The sequence below is a fragment of the Sinomonas sp. G460-2 genome, assembly GCF_047759905.1.
In the GTDB taxonomy this organism is placed as follows: Bacteria; Actinomycetota; Actinomycetes; order Actinomycetales; family Micrococcaceae; genus Sinomonas.
In genome coordinates this window covers 1-19962 of sequence record NZ_JBKZWT010000009.1, presented here as the reverse complement: position 1 = coordinate 19962, position 19962 = coordinate 1, and the positions used below count along the sequence as shown (strand labels likewise).

General features: G+C 69.2%; 20 protein-coding genes and 1 tRNA gene. 8 read left to right on the top strand and 13 right to left on the bottom strand.

Going from position 1 to position 19962, the window contains the following annotated elements; translation table 11 throughout:
- Positions 1-11 precede the first annotated feature (11 nt).
- The 8 genes from ACLN58_RS02320 to ACLN58_RS02285 form a co-directional block, all read right to left on the bottom strand.
- Positions 12-1064 carry an alpha-ketoacid dehydrogenase subunit beta gene (locus ACLN58_RS02320; protein ID WP_415853665.1) on the bottom strand — a complete coding sequence of 351 codons (1053 nt, stop codon included), beginning with the start codon at positions 1062-1064 and terminating at the stop codon, positions 12-14.
- Positions 1061-2047 (bottom strand): thiamine pyrophosphate-dependent dehydrogenase E1 component subunit alpha, encoded by a 987-nt coding sequence (locus tag ACLN58_RS02315; protein ID WP_415853664.1) that lies wholly within the window; start codon positions 2045-2047, stop codon positions 1061-1063. Before ACLN58_RS02315 ends, ACLN58_RS02320 begins: the two co-directional genes overlap by 4 nt.
- A 106-nt stretch (positions 2048-2153) precedes the next feature.
- Positions 2154-2996 (bottom strand): HAD-IIA family hydrolase, encoded by an 843-nt coding sequence (locus tag ACLN58_RS02310; RefSeq protein ID WP_415853663.1) that lies wholly within the window; start codon positions 2994-2996, stop codon positions 2154-2156.
- Positions 2993-4501 (bottom strand): xylulokinase, encoded by a 1509-nt coding sequence (locus ACLN58_RS02305; protein WP_415853662.1) that lies wholly within the window; start codon positions 4499-4501, stop codon positions 2993-2995. Before ACLN58_RS02305 ends, ACLN58_RS02310 begins: the two co-directional genes overlap by 4 nt.
- A 5-nt stretch (positions 4502-4506) precedes the next feature.
- Positions 4507-5988, bottom strand: coding sequence for an iron-containing alcohol dehydrogenase (locus ACLN58_RS02300; protein ID WP_415853661.1), 1482 nt, complete (start codon positions 5986-5988; stop codon positions 4507-4509).
- Positions 5989-6021: 33 nt separating this feature from the next.
- A complete protein-coding gene (locus ACLN58_RS02295) occupies positions 6022-7086 on the bottom strand; it encodes an ABC transporter permease (protein WP_415853660.1) in 1065 nt (354 codons plus the stop codon).
- An 11-nt stretch (positions 7087-7097) separates the two neighbouring features.
- Positions 7098-8660 (bottom strand): sugar ABC transporter ATP-binding protein, encoded by a 1563-nt coding sequence (locus ACLN58_RS02290; protein WP_415853659.1) that lies wholly within the window; start codon positions 8658-8660, stop codon positions 7098-7100.
- A gap of 55 nt (positions 8661-8715) precedes the next feature.
- Positions 8716-9711: a substrate-binding domain-containing protein gene (locus ACLN58_RS02285; protein WP_415853658.1), complete on the bottom strand. Its 996-nt coding sequence runs from the start codon at positions 9709-9711 to the stop codon at positions 8716-8718.
- 376 nt (positions 9712-10087) lie between these two features.
- Here ACLN58_RS02285 and ACLN58_RS02280 point away from each other — a divergent pair, with 376 nt between their 5' ends.
- From ACLN58_RS02280 to ACLN58_RS02270, 3 genes are read left to right on the top strand one after another with little or no spacing between them, the layout of a single operon-like run.
- Complete coding sequence (locus ACLN58_RS02280; RefSeq protein WP_415853657.1) at positions 10088-10318, top strand: hypothetical protein; 231 nt, start codon at positions 10088-10090, stop codon at positions 10316-10318.
- Between the two features lie 10 nt (positions 10319-10328).
- The gene (locus ACLN58_RS02275; RefSeq protein ID WP_415853656.1) at positions 10329-10982 is read left to right on the top strand and encodes a helicase associated domain-containing protein; all 654 of its coding nucleotides are present in this window, start codon (positions 10329-10331) and stop codon (positions 10980-10982) included.
- Entirely contained in the window at positions 10886-11872 is a 987-nt protein-coding gene (locus ACLN58_RS02270; RefSeq protein WP_415853655.1) for a helix-turn-helix domain-containing protein, read from the top strand. The genes ACLN58_RS02275 and ACLN58_RS02270 overlap by 97 nt, the downstream gene beginning before the upstream one ends.
- Positions 11873-11940: 68 nt before the next feature.
- On the opposite strand, the gene ACLN58_RS02265 is transcribed toward ACLN58_RS02270, so the two are convergent.
- Entirely contained in the window at positions 11941-12207 is a 267-nt protein-coding gene (locus ACLN58_RS02265; RefSeq protein WP_415853654.1) for a hypothetical protein, read from the bottom strand.
- Positions 12208-12282: 75 nt separating this feature from the next.
- Between ACLN58_RS02265 and ACLN58_RS02260 the strand changes: the two genes are divergently transcribed.
- Positions 12283-13008 carry a hypothetical protein gene (locus tag ACLN58_RS02260; RefSeq protein ID WP_415853653.1) on the top strand — a complete coding sequence of 242 codons (726 nt, stop codon included), beginning with the start codon at positions 12283-12285 and terminating at the stop codon, positions 13006-13008.
- A 97-nt stretch (positions 13009-13105) separates the two neighbouring features.
- Positions 13106-13348, top strand: a complete 243-nt coding sequence (locus tag ACLN58_RS02255) for a hypothetical protein (protein WP_415853652.1) — start codon at positions 13106-13108, stop codon at positions 13346-13348.
- A 19-nt stretch (positions 13349-13367) separates the two neighbouring features.
- Here ACLN58_RS02255 and ACLN58_RS02250 read toward each other — a convergent pair whose 3' ends face one another.
- From ACLN58_RS02250 to ACLN58_RS02235, 4 genes are all read right to left on the bottom strand, one after another.
- Complete coding sequence (locus ACLN58_RS02250) at positions 13368-14552, bottom strand: tyrosine-type recombinase/integrase (RefSeq protein WP_415853651.1); 1185 nt, start codon at positions 14550-14552, stop codon at positions 13368-13370.
- 4 nt (positions 14553-14556) lie between these two features.
- The gene (locus ACLN58_RS02245; protein WP_415853650.1) at positions 14557-14796 is read right to left on the bottom strand and encodes a helix-turn-helix domain-containing protein; all 240 of its coding nucleotides are present in this window, start codon (positions 14794-14796) and stop codon (positions 14557-14559) included.
- Positions 14797-14978: 182 nt separating this feature from the next.
- Positions 14979-15052 (bottom strand) — tRNA-Thr (locus ACLN58_RS02240).
- 272 nt (positions 15053-15324) lie between these two features.
- Positions 15325-16227 carry a DsbA family protein gene (locus ACLN58_RS02235; RefSeq protein WP_415853649.1) on the bottom strand — a complete coding sequence of 301 codons (903 nt, stop codon included), beginning with the start codon at positions 16225-16227 and terminating at the stop codon, positions 15325-15327.
- Between the two features lie 194 nt (positions 16228-16421).
- On the opposite strand from ACLN58_RS02235, the gene ACLN58_RS02230 reads away from it, so the two are divergent.
- From ACLN58_RS02230 to ACLN58_RS02220, 3 genes are all read left to right on the top strand, one after another.
- Positions 16422-17894, top strand: a complete 1473-nt coding sequence (locus ACLN58_RS02230; RefSeq protein ID WP_415853648.1) for an alpha,alpha-trehalose-phosphate synthase (UDP-forming) — start codon at positions 16422-16424, stop codon at positions 17892-17894.
- A complete protein-coding gene (otsB, locus tag ACLN58_RS02225; protein ID WP_415853647.1) occupies positions 17887-18684 on the top strand; it encodes a trehalose-phosphatase in 798 nt (265 codons plus the stop codon). The genes ACLN58_RS02230 and otsB overlap by 8 nt, the downstream gene beginning before the upstream one ends.
- A gap of 216 nt (positions 18685-18900) precedes the next feature.
- Positions 18901-19962, top strand: a 1062-nt coding sequence (locus tag ACLN58_RS02220) for an ABC transporter ATP-binding protein (protein WP_415853646.1), incomplete at its 3' end; no start/stop codon positions are given.

Genomic DNA, 19962 nt, shown 5'->3' with positions numbered 1-19962 from the left:
GGGTTGATGTGTCAGAAGCCGGGTGCCGGGGAGGTGAGGCGGGCGGCCTCGGACAGGCTCCCGGGCCGCGTGCCGGTCACGCGCCGGATCGCGTCCTCGATGCTGTCCCGGTTGGGGTAGAGCTGCTTCTCCAGGGCAGTGCTGAACGGGATCTGGGTATCCGGTGTGGTGACCCGCACGATCGGGGCACGCAGGGACTCGAAGGCCTCCTCCGCGACGATGGCCGAGATTTCCGCGGCCGCGGAGCAGGTGCGGTGGGCGGGGTCGGCGACGACGAGGCGCCCGGTGCGCTGGACGGAGCGGACGACCGCTTCGGCGTCGAAGGGGACGAGCGTCCGGGGGTCGATGACCTCCACGGACAGGCCCTCCTCGGCCAGCGACTCGGCGGCCACGAGTGCCTCCGGCACGGCGCTCGAGATGGCGACGACGGTCACGTCGCTGCCCTCGCGGGCAACGCGGGCCTGGCCGAGGGGGATCCGGTACTCCTCCTCGGGCACCTCGCCCTTCGTGCCCCAGAGCATGCACGCCTCGAAGGTCAGCACCGGGTCGTCGCAGTCCACGGCGGTGCGCAGCAGGCCCTTGGCGTCGTAGGGGGTCGAGGGCACGATGATCTTCAGGCCCGGGACGTTCATGAACATCGGGTACGGGCGGTCCGAGTGGTGGGCGCCGGTGTTGAGCCCGTAGAACATCGCGGAGCGGAAGACCACGGGCAGCGACGCCTGGCCGCCGAACATGTAGCGGTTCTTGGCGACCTGGTTCACGAACTGGTCCATCGCCATGTACAGGAAGCTCGAGTAGGAGAGGTCCACGATCGGCCGCAGTCCAGTCATGGCCGCGCCGGCTGCGGCCCCGACGATCACCTCCTCGGAGATCGGGGTGTTGCGGATGCGGTTCTTCCCGAACAGCTCGAGGAAGTCGCCCTTGTCCTTGCGGGACTTGCCCGCTCCGGTGGTCCCGTAGACGTTGGCTTCGACGTCCTCGCCGATGATCACGACCCGGGGGTCGGCATCCATGGCCTCCCGCTGGGCGGCGCCGATGGCTCCGAGGTAGCTCATGACGGTCATGACAGCGCTCCAATCGGTTCGGTGTAGAGGTCTTTGAAGGCGACGCTGGGGTCGGGGTACGGGCTCCTGTCGGTGAATTCGACGGCGTCGTCGACTTCCTTCAGGACCTCGGCCTCGAGCGCGTCGAGCTGCTCGGCGGTCGCGGTACCCCGCTCGATGAGCCGCTCGCGGAACAGGACGATCGGGTCACGTTCCATCCATGCGGCCCGTTCGTCCTTGTCGCGGTAGTCGGTTCCGAGCCGCAGGCCTTCGGAGTGCTCGTTGAAGCGGTAGGTGACGACCTCCACGAGGGTGGGGCCGTCCCCGCGGCGGGCGCGCTCGACCGCGGCAGCGGTGGCCTCGTAGACCGCGAGGACGTCCTGGCCGTCCTCCACGCGGACACCGGGGATCCCGAAGCCGGGGGCGCGCTCGGCGATCACCCCGGAGGTGACCGTGTGGGCGGGGGTGGAGAGGGCGTACTGGTTGTTCTCGCACAGGAACACGACCGGGAGCTCCCACACCCCCGCGAGGTTCATCGCCTCGTACAGGCAGCCCTGGTTCGCGGCCCCGTCGCCGAAGAAGGCAAGTGAGACGCGCCCGTTTCCCAGAACCTTGCTGGAGAGGCCGGCGCCCGTGGCGATCGGGATGGAGGAGCCGACGATGCCGGACTCCCCCAGACTCCCGACCGCGAAGTCGGCCAGGTGCAGGGATCCTCCCTTGCCGCCGCACACCCCAGTGGCCTTGCCCACGAGCTCGGCCATCAGCGGCCCCAGAGGCGAGCCCTTGCCGATCGGGTGGCCATGGCTGCGGTGGTTCCCGGTCATGTAGTCCCCGTCCCCCAGCGCCATGCAGGCCCCGACTACCTGGGCCTCTTGGCCGATGCTCGTGTGCACGGTGCCCGGGATATAGCCCCGCTTGACCATCAGCGAGGCCCGCTCGTCGAAGCGCCGGATGCGCAGCATGCGCCGCTGCATTTCCAGCAGTGTCTCCGGTGAAAGGTCCATCACGCCTTCCTTTCAATATTTATTCAGCACTCGAATTGAAATTTATTCTACGGGTGTGCGGGGTACCTGACAAGGATCGGCCTGAATCCCGCGGGTCTGAGGTCGGCTACGGTTCGCGGAGGGGCCGGAGTAGTGCGTCGATCCTGGGGAGGACGAAGGTCGGCCTCCTGGCCGGGGGCAGCTGGGCTGCCATCTCCTCGGTGCTCTCCCCAGTCAGGACGAGGGCGGAGTCGATTCCGGCGTCGGCTGCCATGGCGATGTCGGTGTGCAGCCGGTCCCCGACCATCAGGCATTCGGGCCCAGGCAGGCCCAAGACCTCCAGGGCGGTGTGCAGCATGACAGGGGAAGGCTTTCCGAGGTTCGCCTCGCATCTGACGCCGGTGCTGGCCTCGATCGCCGCGATCACAGCGGCCGCGTCCGGCTCCCCGCGCCCCTCGGGCATCGGGCAGTACGCGTCAGGGTTCGTGGCCACCAGCCTCGCCCGCCGGTGCTGCCAGAGGGCGTCGAAGGCGATCTGCAGCTTGCGGTAGTCGAAGCCGCGGTCGTAGCTGGCGATGACAATGTCGATCTGGCGCGGGTCTTCGGTGGTGCGGATGCCCGCTGCGCGGATCGCCCTGACGAGGGGGTCTTCCCCGATGACGAAGACCGCGGCGCCGGGCGCCTCCCGGAGCAGCCAGGTGACCATGGTGACCACCGGGTTGACGATGCGGTCCGAGGGCGTGGGCAGCCCGAGCCGGGTGAGCTTGTCCGCGTACATCTGCGGGTCCCGGGTCGGGTTGTTCGACAGGAACAGGGTCTCCCGCCCGAACCGGCGCAGTGTGGTGACCAGCTCGTGGGCCCCCGGCAGGAGCCGGTCCCCGAGGTAGATCGTGCCGTCGAGGTCGAAGAGGTACCCGTCGTAGGCCCGCAGGGGCCGGGCCACGAGCTCGCGGGGGGCGGCGCTGGTCATTGCGTCGCCTCCGCAAGGCGGGCGAAGATCTCGCGGTTCGCCGGGTAGACGTCCCGGTAGACGCTGTAGAGCCGGTCGTATGAGGCAGCTTGGTCCGGCTCGGGCTCGTAGGAGACGCCGATGCCGCTCATCGCCTTCGCCGCGGTCTCGACCGAGTCGTGGATTCCGAGGGCGGATGCTGCGAGCATGCCTGCCCCGAGGCAGGTGCTCTCGGGTTCTCGCACCACCGAGACGCTGCGCTGCGTCACGTCGGCGATGATCTGGCACCAGAGCGGGCTGCGGGAGCCCCCGCCGAGCGCGACGACCTCGGTCACCGGCTGGGACAGCGCGTTCTCCGCCCCCGTGGTGAGGAGCCGCTGCTCGAAGGCCAGGCCCTCCAGCAGCGCCCGGTACAGATGGGCCTTGCCGTGCACGCCCGTCAGGCCCAGGAGGATGCCCCGGGCGTTGTGGTCCCAGTAGGGTGTGAGGGCGCCGGTCCAGTAGGGCAGGACGAGCAGCCCCTCGGCGCCCGGGGGCAGTTTGGCCGCCGCCGTCTCGAGCACCTGCTCGGGTGTCAGGTCGAGGCCGAGGGCGCGTGCGTCGAGGCCTGAGAGCTTCTCGACGAACCAGTTCAGGTTAACTGTCCCGCCCCCGATGAAGGTCTCCAGCGTGTAGGCGCCCGGCACCGCTGCGGAAAGCGTGCGGTACTCGCGGGCGTACGCGTATTGGTCCGAGAAGGTGCCCGAGACTATCCCGCTGCCGAGGTTCAGGTAGGCGCGCCCGCCGGTGATCGCCCCTGCCCCCAGCTGAGCGCACTGGCCGTCGCCGGCGCCGGCCACCACCGTCACTCCGGGCGGAAGCCCGAGCTGGGCTGCCACCCGGTCGTCCAGATGCCCGAGGATGCTTCCCGGGGCCCGCAGCGCGCTCAGCTGTCCGCGTTCGAGTCCGACGGCTTCCAGGAGGGAGTCGTCGTAGTCGAGGCTGGCCATGTCGACCAGTCCGAGGGGATCGGCAGAGGCCCAGGAGGTGAGCCATTGGCCTGTGAGCCGGTGGATGAGGAATCCGTGGACGTCGACGACCTTGCCGATGCGGGCCATGGTTTCCGGCTCGTGGTCCGCGAGCCAGAGCAGCTTGTACCAGGCCGGGGTGGGGTTCGCGGGCTTGCCCGTGATCCGGTGCACCTCTTCGGTGCCGTATCTGGCGACCTCCGCGGTTGCCCTGGTGTCCAGCCACAGCATTGCCGGCCGGAGAGGGTCCCCTGCCTCGTCGAGGCAGACGAAGCTCTCGCGCTGGTGGGTGATGCACAGGGCTCCGATCCTGGAGGAGTCGACCGTCTGCGCGGCCCGCCGGATGGCTTCGGCGCACGCTTCCCACCAGTCCTCGGCGTTCTGCTCCCCCCATCCCGGTCGCGGCAGGCTCAGGCCGAACGCCCGGCGGGCCTGCGAGAGGGCTTCGCCCTGGGAGTTCCAGACCACAGCCTTCGCCGCAGTCGTGGAGCAGTCGATCCCGATCACGTAGTCGCGCATGGGCCTCACTCCTTCCCGGCGTCCGCGGCGGAGGCGGCTGCGGCAGCTCGCTCGAGGACTTCGTCCACGTCGCCCGGCTCCCACCAGCCAAGGAGCATCAGCAGGTCGACCACGGTGAAGCGGTTGCGCATCAGGGCGCAGTTCGCTATAGCCCACCGCGTAAGCTCGGGGTCGATGTGCTGGCCGAGGTCGGAGAGCCGGACAGCAGCACCGGCGCGGTTCAGGGCTGCGGCAATCGATGCGGCGGGGCGCACCAGGTCCCGGAGCTCTCCGTGATGCTCGCCCCACCTGTCCACGAGTGCCTGGATGCGGGGGAATTCCCATGCGATGGCCTCGAGCTTTGCCGAATAGTCCCTCCAGCACTCGTCCGCCACCCGCAGCGAGGAGTCCACCCGTTCGAAGGCGGCCAGGACGCGCCTGCGTCCCCGCTCAGGGTCGAGCGTCTGTTCCAGGGGGAGGACGCGCGCTGGGCCGTGATCGGCGAGCCTGTCGAAGAGCATTTCCCAGGCGCTGGCAGCGATCACTGCGCCCGCCCCCACCTGCGCGCCATGCAGGCCGGTCGGCATCCCCTGCCCGGCGTGGTACTGGTCGAGCATGTGGCTGATGAGGTGCTCCGCTCCCGAGAGCACGGCGCTGGTGCCCGCGACTCCGGTGACGATCCCGCGCAGCGCAAGGGCCCTGGTCAGACTGGCCACCGCGTCGGGGTCGCCTTCCCTGACCCCCTCGCTGCAGCTTTCGAGGTCCAGTCCGACGGTCGACAGGAGCCGGACCGCGTTGTGGCTATAGGTGCGGTCGGTCCCGACCAGGGAAGCGAGCCTCCAATCGGCTGGCGCGGTGAACATGGAGGTCATTTCCCCGAAGCCTGCCCGGTTCATGCGCGCGGGGGCCTCGGCGATGACGTCGGTGTCGGCGACCACGACATCGGGCCAGCAGGAGGGAACGGTGCGCTTCACTCCGTCGCGGAGCACGACCGAGACGTCGTCCGTGTAACCGTCCACGGATGCAGCCGTCTGCACCGTGAGCAGGACCGGGGCTGTCCCGTCCGCTGCCGCGCGCTGGACGGCGATCTTCGCGATGTCGCTGATGGTCCCCCCGCCGACAGCGACCACGGCGGCCTTGCCGCGCGCGGCCGCGGCTGCCTCGTCGAGGACGCTGTCGACGACATGGAGCTCGGAATGCCCGTCGTCGAGCACGGTCCGGGAAACCTCGAAGCGCTTTCCGAGCTGCTCCTCCACGACATCCTTGATGTCCTCGCCCCGCCGGCTGATCCGGACGGGATCGGCCAGCAGGGCCACGGCCGGCTTCTCCCCGCTTCCCCTCCCAGGCTGCCTTGTCGAGAGGAGCTCGGACACCGCCTCGCCGATGACGGAGAGGGCTTCGGAGCCGATGATCAGCCGCTGGATTCCGCAGGGGGCCAGAGTGCTGTCCGGGTCGGACTCGCGCAACAGCGGTTCGATCGGTTCGACGGCATAGGTCTTCGAAGGCATGGCTGTCCTTTTTGGGGTGTCGTGGGGAGCGAATCAGTCCGCTTGGCGGGAGCGGCTTGCCCTGTCGGTCAGGACGGCGACGATGATCGCGACGCCGATGACCACCGGCTGGAGATTGGGCGAGACGTTCAGCAGCGACATCCCGTTGTTCAGCACCCCGATGATCAGGAGGCCGATGAAGGTGTTCAGCATCCCGCCCGAGCCGCCGGAGAGGCTGGCCCCGCCGATGACGACGACGGCGATCACGTTGAGCAGGTCGGCGGTGCCGGCCGTGGGCTGAGCGGAGTCGAGGCGCGACCCGACGATGACACCGGCGACAGCTGCGAGGAAGCCGGCGATCGCATAGACGCCGATCTTGATCCGGGTCACGTTGAGCCCCGATAGACGCGCTACCTCGGCGTTGCCGCCGATGGCATACAGGGCACGCCCGGTGGGGCGGAACCTGAGCCAGAACGCGGCGATGAGGAAGGTCGCAATCATGATGATCCCCTCAAGGGGAACACCCAGGAGGTTCGTGCTCGTGATCGCGAGGTACCAGTCCGGGAAGTCGTTGATCGGGTTGCCGTTGGTGATGTAGAGGGCCAAGCCGGCGCAGGCAGACATGGTCGCCAGCGTCGCGACGAAGGGCTGGATGCGCCCAATGGTCGACAGCAGGCCATTGACCACCCCGACAGCCGTCCCCGCTGCCAGCCCGATCACCGCGCAGAGCTCGAAAGGCACGCCGAGCGAGCGGTAGAGCCAGGCGCTGATCATGAGCGAGAGCGCGAGGTTGGAGCCGACCGAGAGGTCGATCCCGCCGATGAGGATCACGAGCGCGGCCCCCACGGCCATGATGCCGATGTCCGCGTTCTGCGTGACGATGTTCGAGAGGTTGTGCCACGTGAAGAAGTACGGCGAGGTGATCGAGAACACGACCATGACGACGACGAGCCCGAGAAGCGGGCCCGGCAGGGACCGGAGAGCCTTGAGAGCGCCGGCTCCGAGCGTCCTGGCGTTGAAGCCGGCGGAACCGGGCCCTGCGTCCGTGTTCTCCGCGGCCCTGTCCCCCTGCGGCGCCAAGGACCTCTTGTGGGGCGCGTTATCGGTGGTGGTTCGCATGACTGCTCTTTCTATGGCTGAGGTGTTGAAGCGGACGGTGCGGAGGAGAGCTCGGCCTTGATGGTCGGGGCATTGGCCGAGGCCGCCTGGAAGGCCAAGTCGATGACCCGCTGGGGAGTGGCTTCATCGCGGGTCAGGATGCCCCGCTGGCGTCCTCGGGACATGACGAGGACCCGATGGGACAGGCCGAGGACCTCCTCCAGTTCGGAGGACACGACGATGACGGCCATGCCGCCGGCGGCCAGGGACCGGATGATCTCGTAGATGGCCATCTTCGCGCCGACGTCGACGCCGCGAGTCGGCTCGTCGACGATGAGGACCTTCGGATCCTTGACGAGCCACTTGCCGATGAGGATCTTCTGCTGGTTACCGCCCGACATCGACTTCACGGGCAGCGCCATGTTGCCTCGGACATCGAATTTGCGGCGCTGGACCGCGGCGACGTCGCGGATCACCTTGCGCGTCACGAGACCTCCGCGCGCAAGCTGCCGCTCCCAGGGCAGGGTCAGATTCTCCTCGGCCGAGCGGTCGAGATTCAGGCCTTGGCCCTTTCGGTCCTCGGGGACCATGACGATGCCGGCACGGATTGCCGATTGAGGGCTCGTGCAGGGGAGCTTGCGCCCTTCCAGGACGACCTCTCCCTCGTCGGGCCGGTCGACTCCGGCAATGGCTCGGACCACCTCGGTGCGCCCGGCTCCTACGAGGCCGGCAATGCCGAAGACCTCACCCGCCTCCACATGGAAGTCGATGCCGGCGAAGACCCCCCGGCGGCCGAGGCCGCGGACCTCGAGCACTGCGTGCCCGAGGCTCGGCTTCGGGGGGACGTGCTCGTAGGTGAATTCGCGTCCCACCATGGCGTTGATGATCGCTTCCTTCGGGACGCTCCCCGAGGACCAGGACGCGACGCGGGAACCGTCGCGGAGGCAGACGATCTCATCGGCCACCTCCCGCACTTCGTCCAGCCGGTGGGAGATGTACACAACACCCGTGCCGGCTGCCCGCAGAACACGGATCCTCTCGAGGACGTGCTCGGTCTCCGACTCTCCGAGAGACGCCGAGGGCTCGTCGAACACCACATACCGTGGCTGCCGGCTGATGGCCTTCGCGATCTCGATCTCCTGCTGAACTGCCATGGAGAGCCCTCGGACGGGACGGCGCACGTCGAGATCGACTCCAAGGGAATCGAGCACCGCCCGGGCATCGCGGCGAACGCGGCCCCAGTCGACGCGCCCCCCGTGGCGCGGCAGGCGGCCGATGAAGATGTTCTCGGCGACCGACAGTTCCTGGATCAGCCGGGTCTCCTGATGAATCAGGGCGACTCCCTGGCGCAGGGCTTCGGCCGGGCTGGACGGCGCGTAGTCCGCCCCGTCCAGCCACATGGCCCCGCCGTCGGGTTTGACGACTCCGGTGATCACCGAGCTCAGGGTTGACTTCCCTGCACCGTTCTCGCCCACGAGCCCCACCACGGTCCCCGGGGAGACCCTGAAGTCGACGGACTTCAGGACGGTCACGCCGCTGTACGCCTTGACGAGGCCAACACCTGCCAGGCCGCTATTGTCTGCTTCCGCGTTCATGACGCCTCCCGCCTGCTGCACATTCCCAGGGATCCCGTGGGCCTTCTGAACAAGATCACTTGAAGGACTGGGCGTCCGGTCCGTAGAACTCTTCGACCTTGTGCTGCGTCACGGTGTCCTTGTTGATGAGGACGGTGTCCTGGTACTGCTCCTGAGGGATGTCACTGCCCTTGCCCTCCATGAGGGCAATCGCGTTGTCCACCGCCATCTGGCCCATCCTGTACGGCTGCTGGGCCATCGTGGCCTGCGTCAGGCCGCTGGCGACCCCGTCGAACATGGTGGGGAATCCGTCGATGCCGACCGAGAAGATCGTCTTGCCCGATTCCTTCGCCGCCTTGGACGCACCGAGCGACATCGCGTCGCTCTCCCCGAAGACGGCCTTGACGTTCGGGTGAGCCGTGAGGATGTTCTGGGTGGCCTTGAATGCCTTGGTCTCGTCCCAGTTGGCAGTGTCTTCTGCGACGACCTTGACGCCGGGGTTCTCCCTGAGAGCGTTCTGGCAGCCCTGGGTGCGCTGGATCTCCGCAGTGGAGCCGAGGACCCCGTGCAGGATGGCGAGCTCGCCCTGGCCCCCGATCTGCTTGAACATCCAGGTGCAGAGATCGTGGGCGGCCTTGACGCTGTCCGTGGCGATGTAGGTCGACAGCTTCCCCTGGCCCGACTCGGGCCGCTGGTCGACGGCGATGACCGGAACCTGCGCCTGGTTCGCCGCGCGCACGCCCGCTGCGGCCGCGGTCGAGTCCTGGGACGTGAAGATGAGGGCGCCGATCTGCTTCGTCAGCAGGTCGTTGACCTGCTTGATCTGGGCCGAGGAGTCGTTGTTGGCCGAGGTGATATCCACGTCGTAGCCCTTCTTCTTGGCCTCGTCCTTGATCCCAGCGACTTCGGCGACGTAGAAGAGCGACTTCTGGTCGGCGACCGAGACCCCGATCACCTTCTTAGCTCCGCCCGAGGAAGCGGGGACGTTCTGCCCGCAGGCCGCGAGGGAAAGCGCGGCGAGGCCCGCCGCGATCACAGCGCAGCCGATCCGGACGGTCTTGCGTGAAGTCATCTTCGTCTCCTCTGTTGCATTTTTATGCAAGCGGCCAATTCGTATGCAAAGATAGTGCGATGCAGGTCACAGACTTGTCAACAGCCGAGATCCTGGGCCAAGTCCAGATCGCCCACATCGCAACCCCGGCACTTCTGAGACCAGGCCCTCGTGATCATCTGGCAGCTGCTCAAGGACCCCTACACCGATCCGGACATCAAGGACTCCCTGCTGCAGTCCCCGGGGACACCGTCCGGGCACCCCTGGTGCACCTCAAGGACCTAACACGGACGCCCCTCAAGGGACGAGCCACGCTGCGGTGTTGACAGTGCTGTTCACACAGTTTTTACGGCCTGAAATGTAGACAGAACGGTCGTTCTGCCCCAACACTCGTCGCATGGTTGAGATCATGGCAGCTGGGGCCATGGCCGGGCCGGCCGATCCGTGGGCGGGCGAGGACACCCTCGCCGCACAGGTGCTGGGCATCCTCCGTGAGGTGCTGGACGAGCCACGCCTGTGCGAGGAATCCAAGGACAACCTCCGCCGGCTCCTGGTCCTGCACAAGGGCCACCCCGAGCAGGCCCTGTACGAGCACCTGCGCTGCATCCGCTCCGGCCGGGCCGGCTGAGGGCTTCGGCATGCACGCCGTGGAGGTCCCCGCCGCCCGCCGCCCCGGGCGCGCGGCCCTGTCAGGGGAACAGGCACTCGGCTGGGGGCAGCGGGCGCGTCACGCAGGGACAGCCGGGATGCCCCCGCGGCCCGAGGTGGACGAAGCGGTCGAGCTGATGCAGCAGCTGCGCATTCTGTGCGGGGTCCCACAGCGCGCGTGCGCCCGCCCCGTCCCCCTGCTGGCGCCCCAGCCCCACAGGCGGCACCCGCCGGTGTGCCCCCGGACACAGGCCGACTCGCTCCCGGGGGTGACATTCCGCCGGCAGCTCGCCCACCTGCTCGGCTTCAGCCACGCCCACGCCCGCATGCCATCGACCAGCCGGCGCGCGCCCCTCGAGGAGAGGAAGCTGGGCATGTGGCTCTACCGGCAGCGCCGCCGCCACGCGGCCGGGAAGACCACCCGAGCAGAGGCCGCGATGCTGGCCGCATGCCTCGGCCCGGCCTGGGCAGCCGCCCCCGCGGGCCCCACGGGCGGCGCCACCCACGAGGCCCGCGACGCGGGACGGAGGACACCAGAGGAGGCAAAATGGGCACGAGGTTCGGTGAGAGGCTACGCCGCGAACGGCTTGAGCGCGGCCTCACCCACGACCAGCTCAGCCGGGACCTGTGCCCGCCCGGGCTGATCTCCCTCCTGGAGACAGGGCGCAGAGAGCCCTCTTGCGAGCTCGTCCGCTCTCTCGCCGGCCGCCTCGCCCCGGCCCCTCCCGGGCCCGGGGCCCTCCTTGCCGCCCTGCGCGCCGAGCAGGCTTGGGACGAGCACGACTACGCCCAGAGCGCCAGCAACGCGCTCGCCGCAGCCCAGCTGGCCCTCGCCGCCGGCGACCGCCTCACCAGATGGGACCTGAGCTGCCTCCAGGCCGAATGCCTGATGAGCCAAGGCCACCCGCGCGAGTCGAAGCACATCCTGGACCGCCTCGTCGAGGACGCGCCTGCCCCCGACCCCGCCGGCACCGAACTGCGGTGCCGGACACTGCTCGCCGAGGCCTGCACAGCCCTGGGCGAGCACGCCGAGGCCATCGCCCACGCCCGCGAAGCCCTCCGACTCGCCACCAGCCACCCCGCACACCCCGCGCAGCAAGCAGCGGCGATCCGGGCCCTGGCCACAGCGCTGGCCGAAGCAGACGACACTGACGAGGCCTGGGCGCACTGCCGCTCCCTCGAGCACCTCCTGGACGCCGGGCTGCCTGCCCGGGCCGCCGGGGAGGCGCACTGGACAATCGGGAACATCGCCGTGCTCGGCGGCGAGTCCGGAAGAGCCACCGCACACCACCAGCGCGCGGCCGAGCTCCTCATGCCCCTGCAGGACATGCAGCTGTGGGCCCGCTTCAACCTCGACGCCTCCGCGGCCCGCCTCTCCCTAGGGATCGCCGACTCCTTCACCCTGGCCATGATCGAACAGGCCGAGACCGCCCTCGCCGCCACGGGCGGCAGTCCGCTCGAGCACCTCCACGCCACCCTGAACCGCGCCCAGTGGCTCTACCTCCGCGGCGGAATCGCCGAAGCCGCCCGATAGCTCGAGCAGATCCACCCACCCCGCAGGTCCCTCCTCGGACACCGCACCGCCGGAGAGGCCGCCATGCTCTACGGGAAAGGAGCGCGATGTCCAGCCAGATCGAGACCCCCGGGCACGCCCCCGATGTTCACGCGAGCACGGTCGAGACGGCTCGGGATCACCGACTCGGACGGGCGCACCCAGACGATGCCCGGCTTGTTGCCCCGACCGTCCGTCGGGGTGGCCGCCATGGCCTGTGACGGATCGGCGCGCCCGCCGACCGGCGAGACCCCAAGCGGGCAACGTCGCTGTTCGCGGGACTCGGAATCGATCTCGATGTCGAGCCCGCCCGCCACACCCCACACCTCCCCGTCCAGGCGGCCGCCGCCACCCCTAGGGGGGCGAGCGGCCGCGCGCTTCGGCTTCCGCCCGTGTCTGCGTTCAGCCGCGATGGCCGCACGCCCACAGGGCTGCCCGCCCAGGATCGGGCTGGTGAGCTGAGCGTGTCTGGTTCCAGCACCGCATCGACCTCGGTTGCCGGGGAGCGCGTGTGCACCTACCTGCTGGGAGGTGCCGCAGTGATGGACACAACGGGCCGCAGACAGGAGAACCGGTACGGGCTCACCCGGCCGGGATGGCCGTCGGCCACAGCGCATGCAGGGGTGGGGTACATCTGCACCCGGCTCATTGGGGCCTGCTCGAGGGCCTCGACCTTCGAGGCCCTGCGCGGCGGCTTCCACGCCCGCGCGCGACCGGAGATCCCCGGCACGTCGTGGCCGGCCATGCTGCGTTCCGTGCTCGACAACCCCGGCCCGGGACCGACTCACGCTGCCGCAGGACGGGGCGTCCTGCTGCGGCTGCTCATCGGCGGACCGCTCAGCGACCTCCTGGCCGACGGCGCCCTGCTCGCCGAGGACGCCGCACGCCGTCTGGAGGCCTCACGGTTCAGCGGCAACGCGGATAACCCCAGGTCACACGGTGGGGCCACCGTGGCCCCACCGTCAAAGGCGGACGGGAAGACCTGGGAATGGGCAGCGCTTGTGGTCACCGGCTCGAACTCGTGCGCGAGCCTGGAGGGCATCGGCGGGGGGCGGCGCCTCGCCGAGGATTCCGGCCGACCCGGTGCGCTCCGTGCGGTTCGCCGGCGGCGGGCATAAGCCCACGTCGCACGGTGCCGCCACGGTGGCGGCACCGTCGATTCCAATCGGAAGCACGGGGATGCCTGTGTCCCTCTTGCTCGCAGAGGAGCGGAGGATGGTGGGAGCCTCCATCGTCGGCGTCGTGCTCGGCTGGACCTCGAGCCCCGAGGACGTGCACGACCTGACCAAGCGCATCGGCGAGCAGACCACCGACTGCTCCGCCATCACGGGAGGCCAAGTCACCACTCTGCACGGCGTCTCCATTACCACGAGTCCCCTCATGCCCCTATGCGATCCGCCCCCCCGTTGGGCACCGCTCTCGTCCCGTGGCGCTCCGCACCACCCAGCGTCGCACTAATGCGGGCTGACGAGGAAGATCAGAGCTCGTCTTTCGCGAACGCGCGCTCGAGCATCTCGGCCGTGGCCGGGTTCACCATCTCGTTGCGGCGGATGTAGTGCGCGATGGTGATCTTCGGGTCCGTGTGGCCGAGCAGCTCTGCGGCGAGATCGACACCGGATTGGGCATTGATCGCCGTCGCGACGGTGCGGCGGAACATATGCGGAGTGACCCCGGCGATCCCGGCCAGGTCCATCACCCGGCGGAGCTGGAGGCGGACGTGATTCGTCGTCAGCGGCGTCCCCTCCCGGCTGCAGAACAGCAGCGCATCCAGCGACGGGTCCTCCAGCTTCGCCAGCCGCCCCCGGACGGCCTCGGCAGTGAACGACGGGACCGCCACCGTCCGACGGGACTTCGCCGTCTTCGGATGGTCCTGGCGCACGGTCGGCTCGCCCCGGTTGCTGACGATCGTTCCGGCGATCCGGACCGAGGGAGGTGCCCCAGTGATGTCGACGTCGCGGCGGCGGATGGCCAGGACCTCGCCGATGCGTGCGGAGGTGCCGAGCATTACCTCCACGATCGCGCCGAGCTGGCCGTCCGGCTTCGGGCCCGAGGGCGACCGGCCGGCCTCCCAGTATGCTATCGCGGCCCGGACCGCATTGACCTCTGCCGGGGTGAGCGCATCGGGGATGCGCGCCGGACGCCGCAGGGAAGAGACATGGTCCATCGGGTTGCGGGCCAGCACCTCGTGCCGGACGGCCAGGCCGAGGGCCAGGCGAAGGACCACGCGCGCCTGCTTGGCGCGGCTGTAGCTCTGCTTCGCGAGCTGCTTGAGGAAGTTGTCGCAGCGGGCGACGCCGACCTCCCGCAGGGTCAGACTCTCGAAGGCCGGCAGGACGAGCCTTTGCATGTTGCCTTCGTAGAGCTGCCGGGTCCTCTTCGAGAGACGGCCCTCGAGGTCGAGGTCCTCGAGCCAGTAGGCGACCAGTTCGGGGAACGGGCTGTCCGCGGTGAGCCTCGAGGAGGAGGGCTGGAAGAGGCTCCGCTCGGAGAGCTTGGCCTTCAACGCCCGCTCCGCGGCCTTCCGGGTGGCCCCGGTGGCCTGCACCAGCCGTGTCTTCCCGTCCCAGCCGCGGTAGCGGGCCCGGGCGACGATCCGCCCGCCGGCAGCGGGCAGGTAGCCGATCTCGCCGAAGGTGCCGACGGCCAGGCGCTGGCGGCTCACCGGGTCACCTCCCGTCCGCCGGCGACGGCGGCCCGGGCTCGCGCTGCTGCTCGACCCAGACCCTCACATCGGAGACGGCGAACTTCAGGTGCTTGCCGAAGCGGTACGCGCGGGGCCCCAGGCCCCGCGTGCGCCAGTCGTACACCGTGGAGACCGGCACCCGCAGGTACGCTGCGAGCTCGCCGACGTCCAGCAGGCTGTCCAGCCCCCACGGATTCTCCGCAGCAGTGTGATCGGTGTCCATGCCGCACAGGTGCGCCGCACTCCCACACAAGGACCAGAGGCGACCGGAGACCACGTCCGCCTGCCGGAGCACAGCGGCGCCGGGCCGGCGCGGGGAGGCCAAAGTGATGGGTTTTCGATGACCGGGTCATTTCTCACCAACCGAGAAGCCGCAGGAACCCTTGAGTTCCCGCGGCTTCGGAGAGCCCCCTGCCGGATTCGAACCGGCGACCCTCTGTTTACAAGACAGATGCTCTGGCCAACTGAGCTAAGGGGGCAGGAGCCCGGACCTCGCCCGAGCGCCCTACAAGCGTAACGTGTGCGGCCCACGGCTTCGAACCGCACGGCCCTCTCGGCCGCCGGGGAAAGTCACGCTCTCGTTGAGAAGTCTCCCCGTGGGTGACTTCTCGACGAGAAGGTGACTGGCAGCGTCTCGCCCCTCAACGAGGTAACTGCACGAGCGCCCCGCCCCCCGCAGCCCCGAAAACCGAAAGCGGCCCGGCCCCCACGCAAGGGGAGCCGGGCCGCCGTCGTCCGTCGCCGGGAGGGATCAGGCCTTGGCGCGCGCGTCCAGGTCCGCCTGGAGGAACGCGTCGAACGCCTGGTTCGCCGAGTCGCCGATCCCCCACTGCTTGCCGTCCACGATCGCGGTCGGCGTGCCGGTCACGCCGCTCGACGTGGCGAGCTGCGTCGTGTACTTGACCCAGGGTCTGTACGTCTTGTCGTCCACGCACTTCGAGATGTCCGCCCCCACGCTCGAGGCGATGTCCTTGAGCTGCTGGTCGGAGAGACCGGCCGAGCCCTCGGCGGGCTGCTGGTCGTACAGCTTGGTAAAGAAGTCCGAGTACTTATCCGGGTTGGAGTTCGCCACGCACGCCGCGGCGGCCGCCGCGCGCGAGGAATAGTTCGTGGTCGAGTTGCGGTCGAGGAACGCGATGGGCCGGTACTCGAGCGTGATCTGGCCTGCGTTGCGCAGATCCGTGAGCTTCTGGCCGTACGTCTGCTCGAACTGGTGGCAGATCGGGCAGATGAAGTCCACGTACACCACGACCTTGGCCGGCTGCCCCTTCGCCGCCGCCTCGGTGCCCGGCGCGTTCGCCGCCTGGCCCTGTGTGGGCTGGGTGCTGGGCGTCGGAACGCTCGCCACGTTGACGTTCGACGCCGGCTGCGCGGTGACCGCTGTGCCCTTACCGAGCGTGATGCCCCCGTTGGAGTTCATGTTGGCCGGGCTTGCACCGCTGTCGGCGATGGGCGCGTTCGAGCGCATGGTGGTCGTGATGACGATCGCCACGATGGCGATCACGGCGACAAGCGCCACGACGACACCCCACCGCAGGAGCAGCTTGTTCCGCTTCTCCCGCTTGAGCTGGGCCTCGCGGATCTGGCGGGCCTTCTCTCGGGCAGCTGCGGTGCGCTCCGCTTTCGTGGGGCGTGGTTGGTTGGAGGGGCTCATGGTTCCTCGTGTCATTTCGCGGGCGCGGGGATGCGCATCGGGTCGGCGACGGGGAAAGTGTATGCCAGCGGGCATAGCCCTCCCTGTCAAGGGTCTCCACAGGCCGCAACGAGCGGACGTTCGCAACGGTTCCTTTACCTGCGTGTGACGGTCGCCGCACCCCGCCCCCGGTAGGGTGGAAATGATCTCATGGAATGCGAGGTAGCGCGCAAGTGGCCCAGGACACTGAACGGACAGCACCCGATACGAAGACCACGAAGGGCAGGGCGTCAGGCCAGTACGACTTCCTTGTCGTCGCCAACCGCCTGCCAGTCGATCGTGCCGGGGACGGCCCGAAGTCAGGCTGGAAGCGCTCCCCCGGCGGCCTCGTCACCGCGCTCGCTCCGGTCATGGAAAAGTCCGACGGCGCGTGGGTGGGTTGGGTGGGCTCCCCCGGCGAGGAGATCGAGCCGTTTGAGCACGCTGGCATGGCCCTCGTCCCCGTGGAACTCTCCACGAACGAGGTTGAGCTGTACTACGAGGGGTTCGCGAACGCGACCCTGTGGCCCCTGTATCACGACGTCATTGCCCCGCCCGAGTTCCACCGCACGTGGTGGGACGCGTACCGCCGGGTCAACGAGCGCTTCGCGGTCGCCGTGCTGGCCCGCGCGGCCGAGGGCGCCACGGTCTGGGTTCAGGACTACCAGCTCCAGCTCGTGCCCGCGATCCTGCGCGAACGGCGCCCCGACCTCCGGATCGGCTTCTTCAACCACATCCCGTTCCCGCCGCCGGAGATCTTCTCCCAGCTTCCGTGGCGCCGCCAGGTCCTCGAGGGGCTCCTCGGTTCCGACCTCGTAGGCTTCCAGCGGCCGAACGACGCCCTCAACTTCGCCCGCTGCGCGCGGCGCTACGGCGGCGCGGGCGGCAAGGGCACGCACCTGCTCGTGGGCCCGGAGCAGCGCGCGGTCCGCGCCGAGCCGTTCCCCATCTCGATCGACACCGCCCGGATCTCGGACCTGGCCCGCCAGCCGGAGATCCGCGAGCGCGCCCGCCGGATCCGCCACGACCTCGGGGATCCGAAGACGATCATGCTCGGCGTCGACCGCCTCGACTACACGAAGGGCATCCGCCACCGCCTCAAGGCGTTCGAGGAGCTCCTTTCGGACGGCCGCATCCAGGTCGGCGAGGTCACCCTCATCCAGGTTGCGAGTCCGAGCCGCGAGCGCGTCGAGCAGTACCGCCTGCTCCGCGAGGAGATCGAGGGCACGGTGGGCCGCATCAACGGCGGGTTCGACACCCTCCAGCACACGGCGGTCCGGTACCTCCACCACAACTACCCGGTCGAGGAAATGGTGGCGCTCTACCTCGCGGCGGACGTCATGCTCGTGACGGCGCTGCGCGACGGCATGAACCTCGTGGCGAAGGAGTACGTCGCGGCGCGCTGCGACGGGACCGGCGCGCTCGTGCTGAGCGAGTTCGCGGGCGCCGCGGACCAGCTCAAGCAGGCGCTCCTCATTAACCCGCACGATATCGCGGGCCTCAAAGACGCGATGGTCACGGCCATCGGGATGCCCCGTGGGGCAGCGGGCCGGCGCATGAAGGCCATGCGCCGGCAGATCATCGTCCACAACGTCGAGGAATGGTCCACCGCGTTCCTCGACCGGCTCGCGGAGGTCACGCATGGCTAGCACCGGAGTCCCTCACGACCTGCGGATCGCGCTCGAGCGGCTCGCCGCCGTCGAACGCCTCCTCGTGGCGCTCGACTTCGACGGGGTCGTCTCCCCGATCGTCGAGCGGGCCGAGCAGGCACGCCCGCTCCCAGAGACCGCGGCGGCCGTGGCCGAGCTCGCAGGCCTCGCGGGCACGTGGACAGCGTACGTCTCGGGCCGCTCCCTCGAGAGCCTCGTCGCTGCGGCGTCGCCGGACGCGCGCACGCTGCTCATCGGCAGCCACGGCGCCGAGGTGCGCCTGGGTGGCGAAGAGCACCCCGTGACGCTCGATCCGGACCAGAAGGAGGCGCTCGACGTCCTCCACGCGGCGTTCACGGCGGTCGCCGCGAACGCCCCCGGGACGTGGGTCGAGGAGAAGCCGGCCGGGCGCGTCCTCCACACCCGCCAGGCCGAGCGTGACGTCGCAGCGAAGGCCGTCGAAGCCGCGCGTGAGCGGCTCGGGAGCCGCCGCGACGTCTTCCTCAAGACCGGCAAGCAGGTGCTCGAGGGCTCGGTGGTCCACGCGACCAAGGGCGAGGGCATCGCCTTCCTGCGCCAGGTCACCGAGGCGGACGCGGTCCTCTTTGCGGGCGACGACGTCACAGACGAAGACGGCTTCCTCGCCTTGGAAGACGGCGACGTCGGGATCAAAGTGGGCGACGGCGACACCTCCGCGGGCTTCCGGGTGGGAGGTCCGGTGGACATCGCCGAGGCGATGGCGCTCCTCGTGCGCTTCCGAGCGGAGCTGGGCGCGCAGCGCACGTCGTGAGGGTGCGGGGCGTCCAAGTGGTGGACGTCACACTTTGGATCGCCTTGTGATGCATGCCATACTCGTCTGGTGATCCGGGGCACGTCCCGGCGGATCGCACTGTGCCAGAATCGGCGATGCCAGCTTCGGCAGCCGCAACTGGCACACAACTGAACAACATGACCATTCACAACGGATCGTCCGGCACGTACCTGCCGGTGAAGGGACACGATTACTGTGGCAACAGTGACGTTCGACAACGCTACGCGCCTGTACCCGGGCACCGATAAGCCCGCGGTGGACAAGCTCAACATCCAGATCGCCGACGGCGAGTTCCTGGTTCTGGTCGGCCCCTCGGGCTGCGGAAAGTCCACCTCTCTTCGTATGCTGGCCGGCTTGGAGGACGTCAACTCCGGCCGCATCCTCATCGGCGATCGCGACGTCACGGACGTCCCGCCGAAGGACCGCGACATCGCCATGGTCTTCCAGAACTACGCGCTGTACCCGCACATGAGCGTTGCGGACAACATGGGCTTCGCACTCAAGATCGCCGGCGTCTCCAAGGAAGAGCGCGCGCAGCGTGTTCGCGAGGCGGCCAAGCTCCTCGACCTCGAGCAGTACCTCGACCGCAAGCCGAAGGCTCTCTCCGGTGGTCAGCGTCAGCGCGTCGCCATGGGCCGCGCGATCGTCCGTAACCCGCAGGTCTTCCTCATGGACGAGCCGCTCTCGAACCTCGACGCCAAGCTCCGCGTCCAGACCCGCACGCAGATCGCGTCCCTGACCCGCCGCCTCGGCGTCACGACCGTCTACGTCACGCACGACCAGGTCGAGGCCATGACCATGGGCGACCGCGTCGCGGTCCTCAAGGACGGCCTCCTCCAGCAGGTCGACACCCCGCGCAACCTCTACGACAAGCCGCAGAACGTCTTCGTGGCCGGCTTCATCGGCTCCCCCGCGATGAACCTCCTCGAGCTTCCCGAGGTGGACGCCGGCGTGCAGTTCGGCGGTACCGTCTACCCGGTGGCGCGCGACGTCCTCGCCGAGGCGTCCGGCACCACGGTCACGCTGGGTGTTCGTCCCGAGGACCTTGAGGGCGCGCCGCAGGGCGAGGGCCTCGAGGTCGAGGTCGACGTCGTCGAGGAGCTCGGCGCCGACGCCTACATCTACGGCCACACCACGCTGAACGGCCAGAGCCACGACATCGTGGCCCGCACCGACGGCCGCCGCCCCCCGATGAAGGGCGACAAGGTGTGGGTCCGTCCGCAGCAGGGCCACGTGCACCTCTTCGACACGAAGACC

Excerpts from the sequence above, each read along its gene's own strand:
- ACLN58_RS02245 (WP_415853650.1), bottom strand. The coding sequence starts at position 14,796 with ATGGACACCGATCACACTGCTGCGGAGAATCCGTGGGGGCTGGACAGC.
- otsB (WP_415853647.1), top strand. The coding sequence starts at position 17,887 with ATGGCTAGCACCGGAGTCCCTCACGACCTGCGGATCGCGCTCGAGCGG.
- ACLN58_RS02275 (WP_415853656.1), top strand. The coding sequence starts at position 10,329 with ATGCACGCCGTGGAGGTCCCCGCCGCCCGCCGCCCCGGGCGCGCGGCC.
- ACLN58_RS02290 (WP_415853659.1), bottom strand. The coding sequence starts at position 8,660 with ATGAACGCGGAAGCAGACAATAGCGGCCTGGCAGGTGTTGGCCTCGTC.
- ACLN58_RS02310 (WP_415853663.1), bottom strand. The coding sequence starts at position 2,996 with ATGACCAGCGCCGCCCCCCGCGAGCTCGTGGCCCGGCCCCTGCGGGCC.
- ACLN58_RS02270 (WP_415853655.1), top strand. The coding sequence starts at position 10,886 with ATGGGCACGAGGTTCGGTGAGAGGCTACGCCGCGAACGGCTTGAGCGC.
- ACLN58_RS02320 (WP_415853665.1), bottom strand. The coding sequence starts at position 1,064 with ATGACCGTCATGAGCTACCTCGGAGCCATCGGCGCCGCCCAGCGGGAG.
- ACLN58_RS02235 (WP_415853649.1), bottom strand. The coding sequence starts at position 16,227 with ATGAGCCCCTCCAACCAACCACGCCCCACGAAAGCGGAGCGCACCGCA.
- ACLN58_RS02300 (WP_415853661.1), bottom strand. The coding sequence starts at position 5,988 with ATGCCTTCGAAGACCTATGCCGTCGAACCGATCGAACCGCTGTTGCGC.
- ACLN58_RS02285 (WP_415853658.1), bottom strand. The coding sequence starts at position 9,711 with ATGACTTCACGCAAGACCGTCCGGATCGGCTGCGCTGTGATCGCGGCG.
- ACLN58_RS02230 (WP_415853648.1), top strand. The coding sequence starts at position 16,422 with ATGCGAGGTAGCGCGCAAGTGGCCCAGGACACTGAACGGACAGCACCC.
- ACLN58_RS02295 (WP_415853660.1), bottom strand. The coding sequence starts at position 7,086 with ATGCGAACCACCACCGATAACGCGCCCCACAAGAGGTCCTTGGCGCCG.
- ACLN58_RS02280 (WP_415853657.1), top strand. The coding sequence starts at position 10,088 with ATGGTTGAGATCATGGCAGCTGGGGCCATGGCCGGGCCGGCCGATCCG.
- ACLN58_RS02315 (WP_415853664.1), bottom strand. The coding sequence starts at position 2,047 with ATGGACCTTTCACCGGAGACACTGCTGGAAATGCAGCGGCGCATGCTG.
- ACLN58_RS02255 (WP_415853652.1), top strand. The coding sequence starts at position 13,106 with ATGGTGGGAGCCTCCATCGTCGGCGTCGTGCTCGGCTGGACCTCGAGC.
- ACLN58_RS02305 (WP_415853662.1), bottom strand. The coding sequence starts at position 4,501 with ATGCGCGACTACGTGATCGGGATCGACTGCTCCACGACTGCGGCGAAG.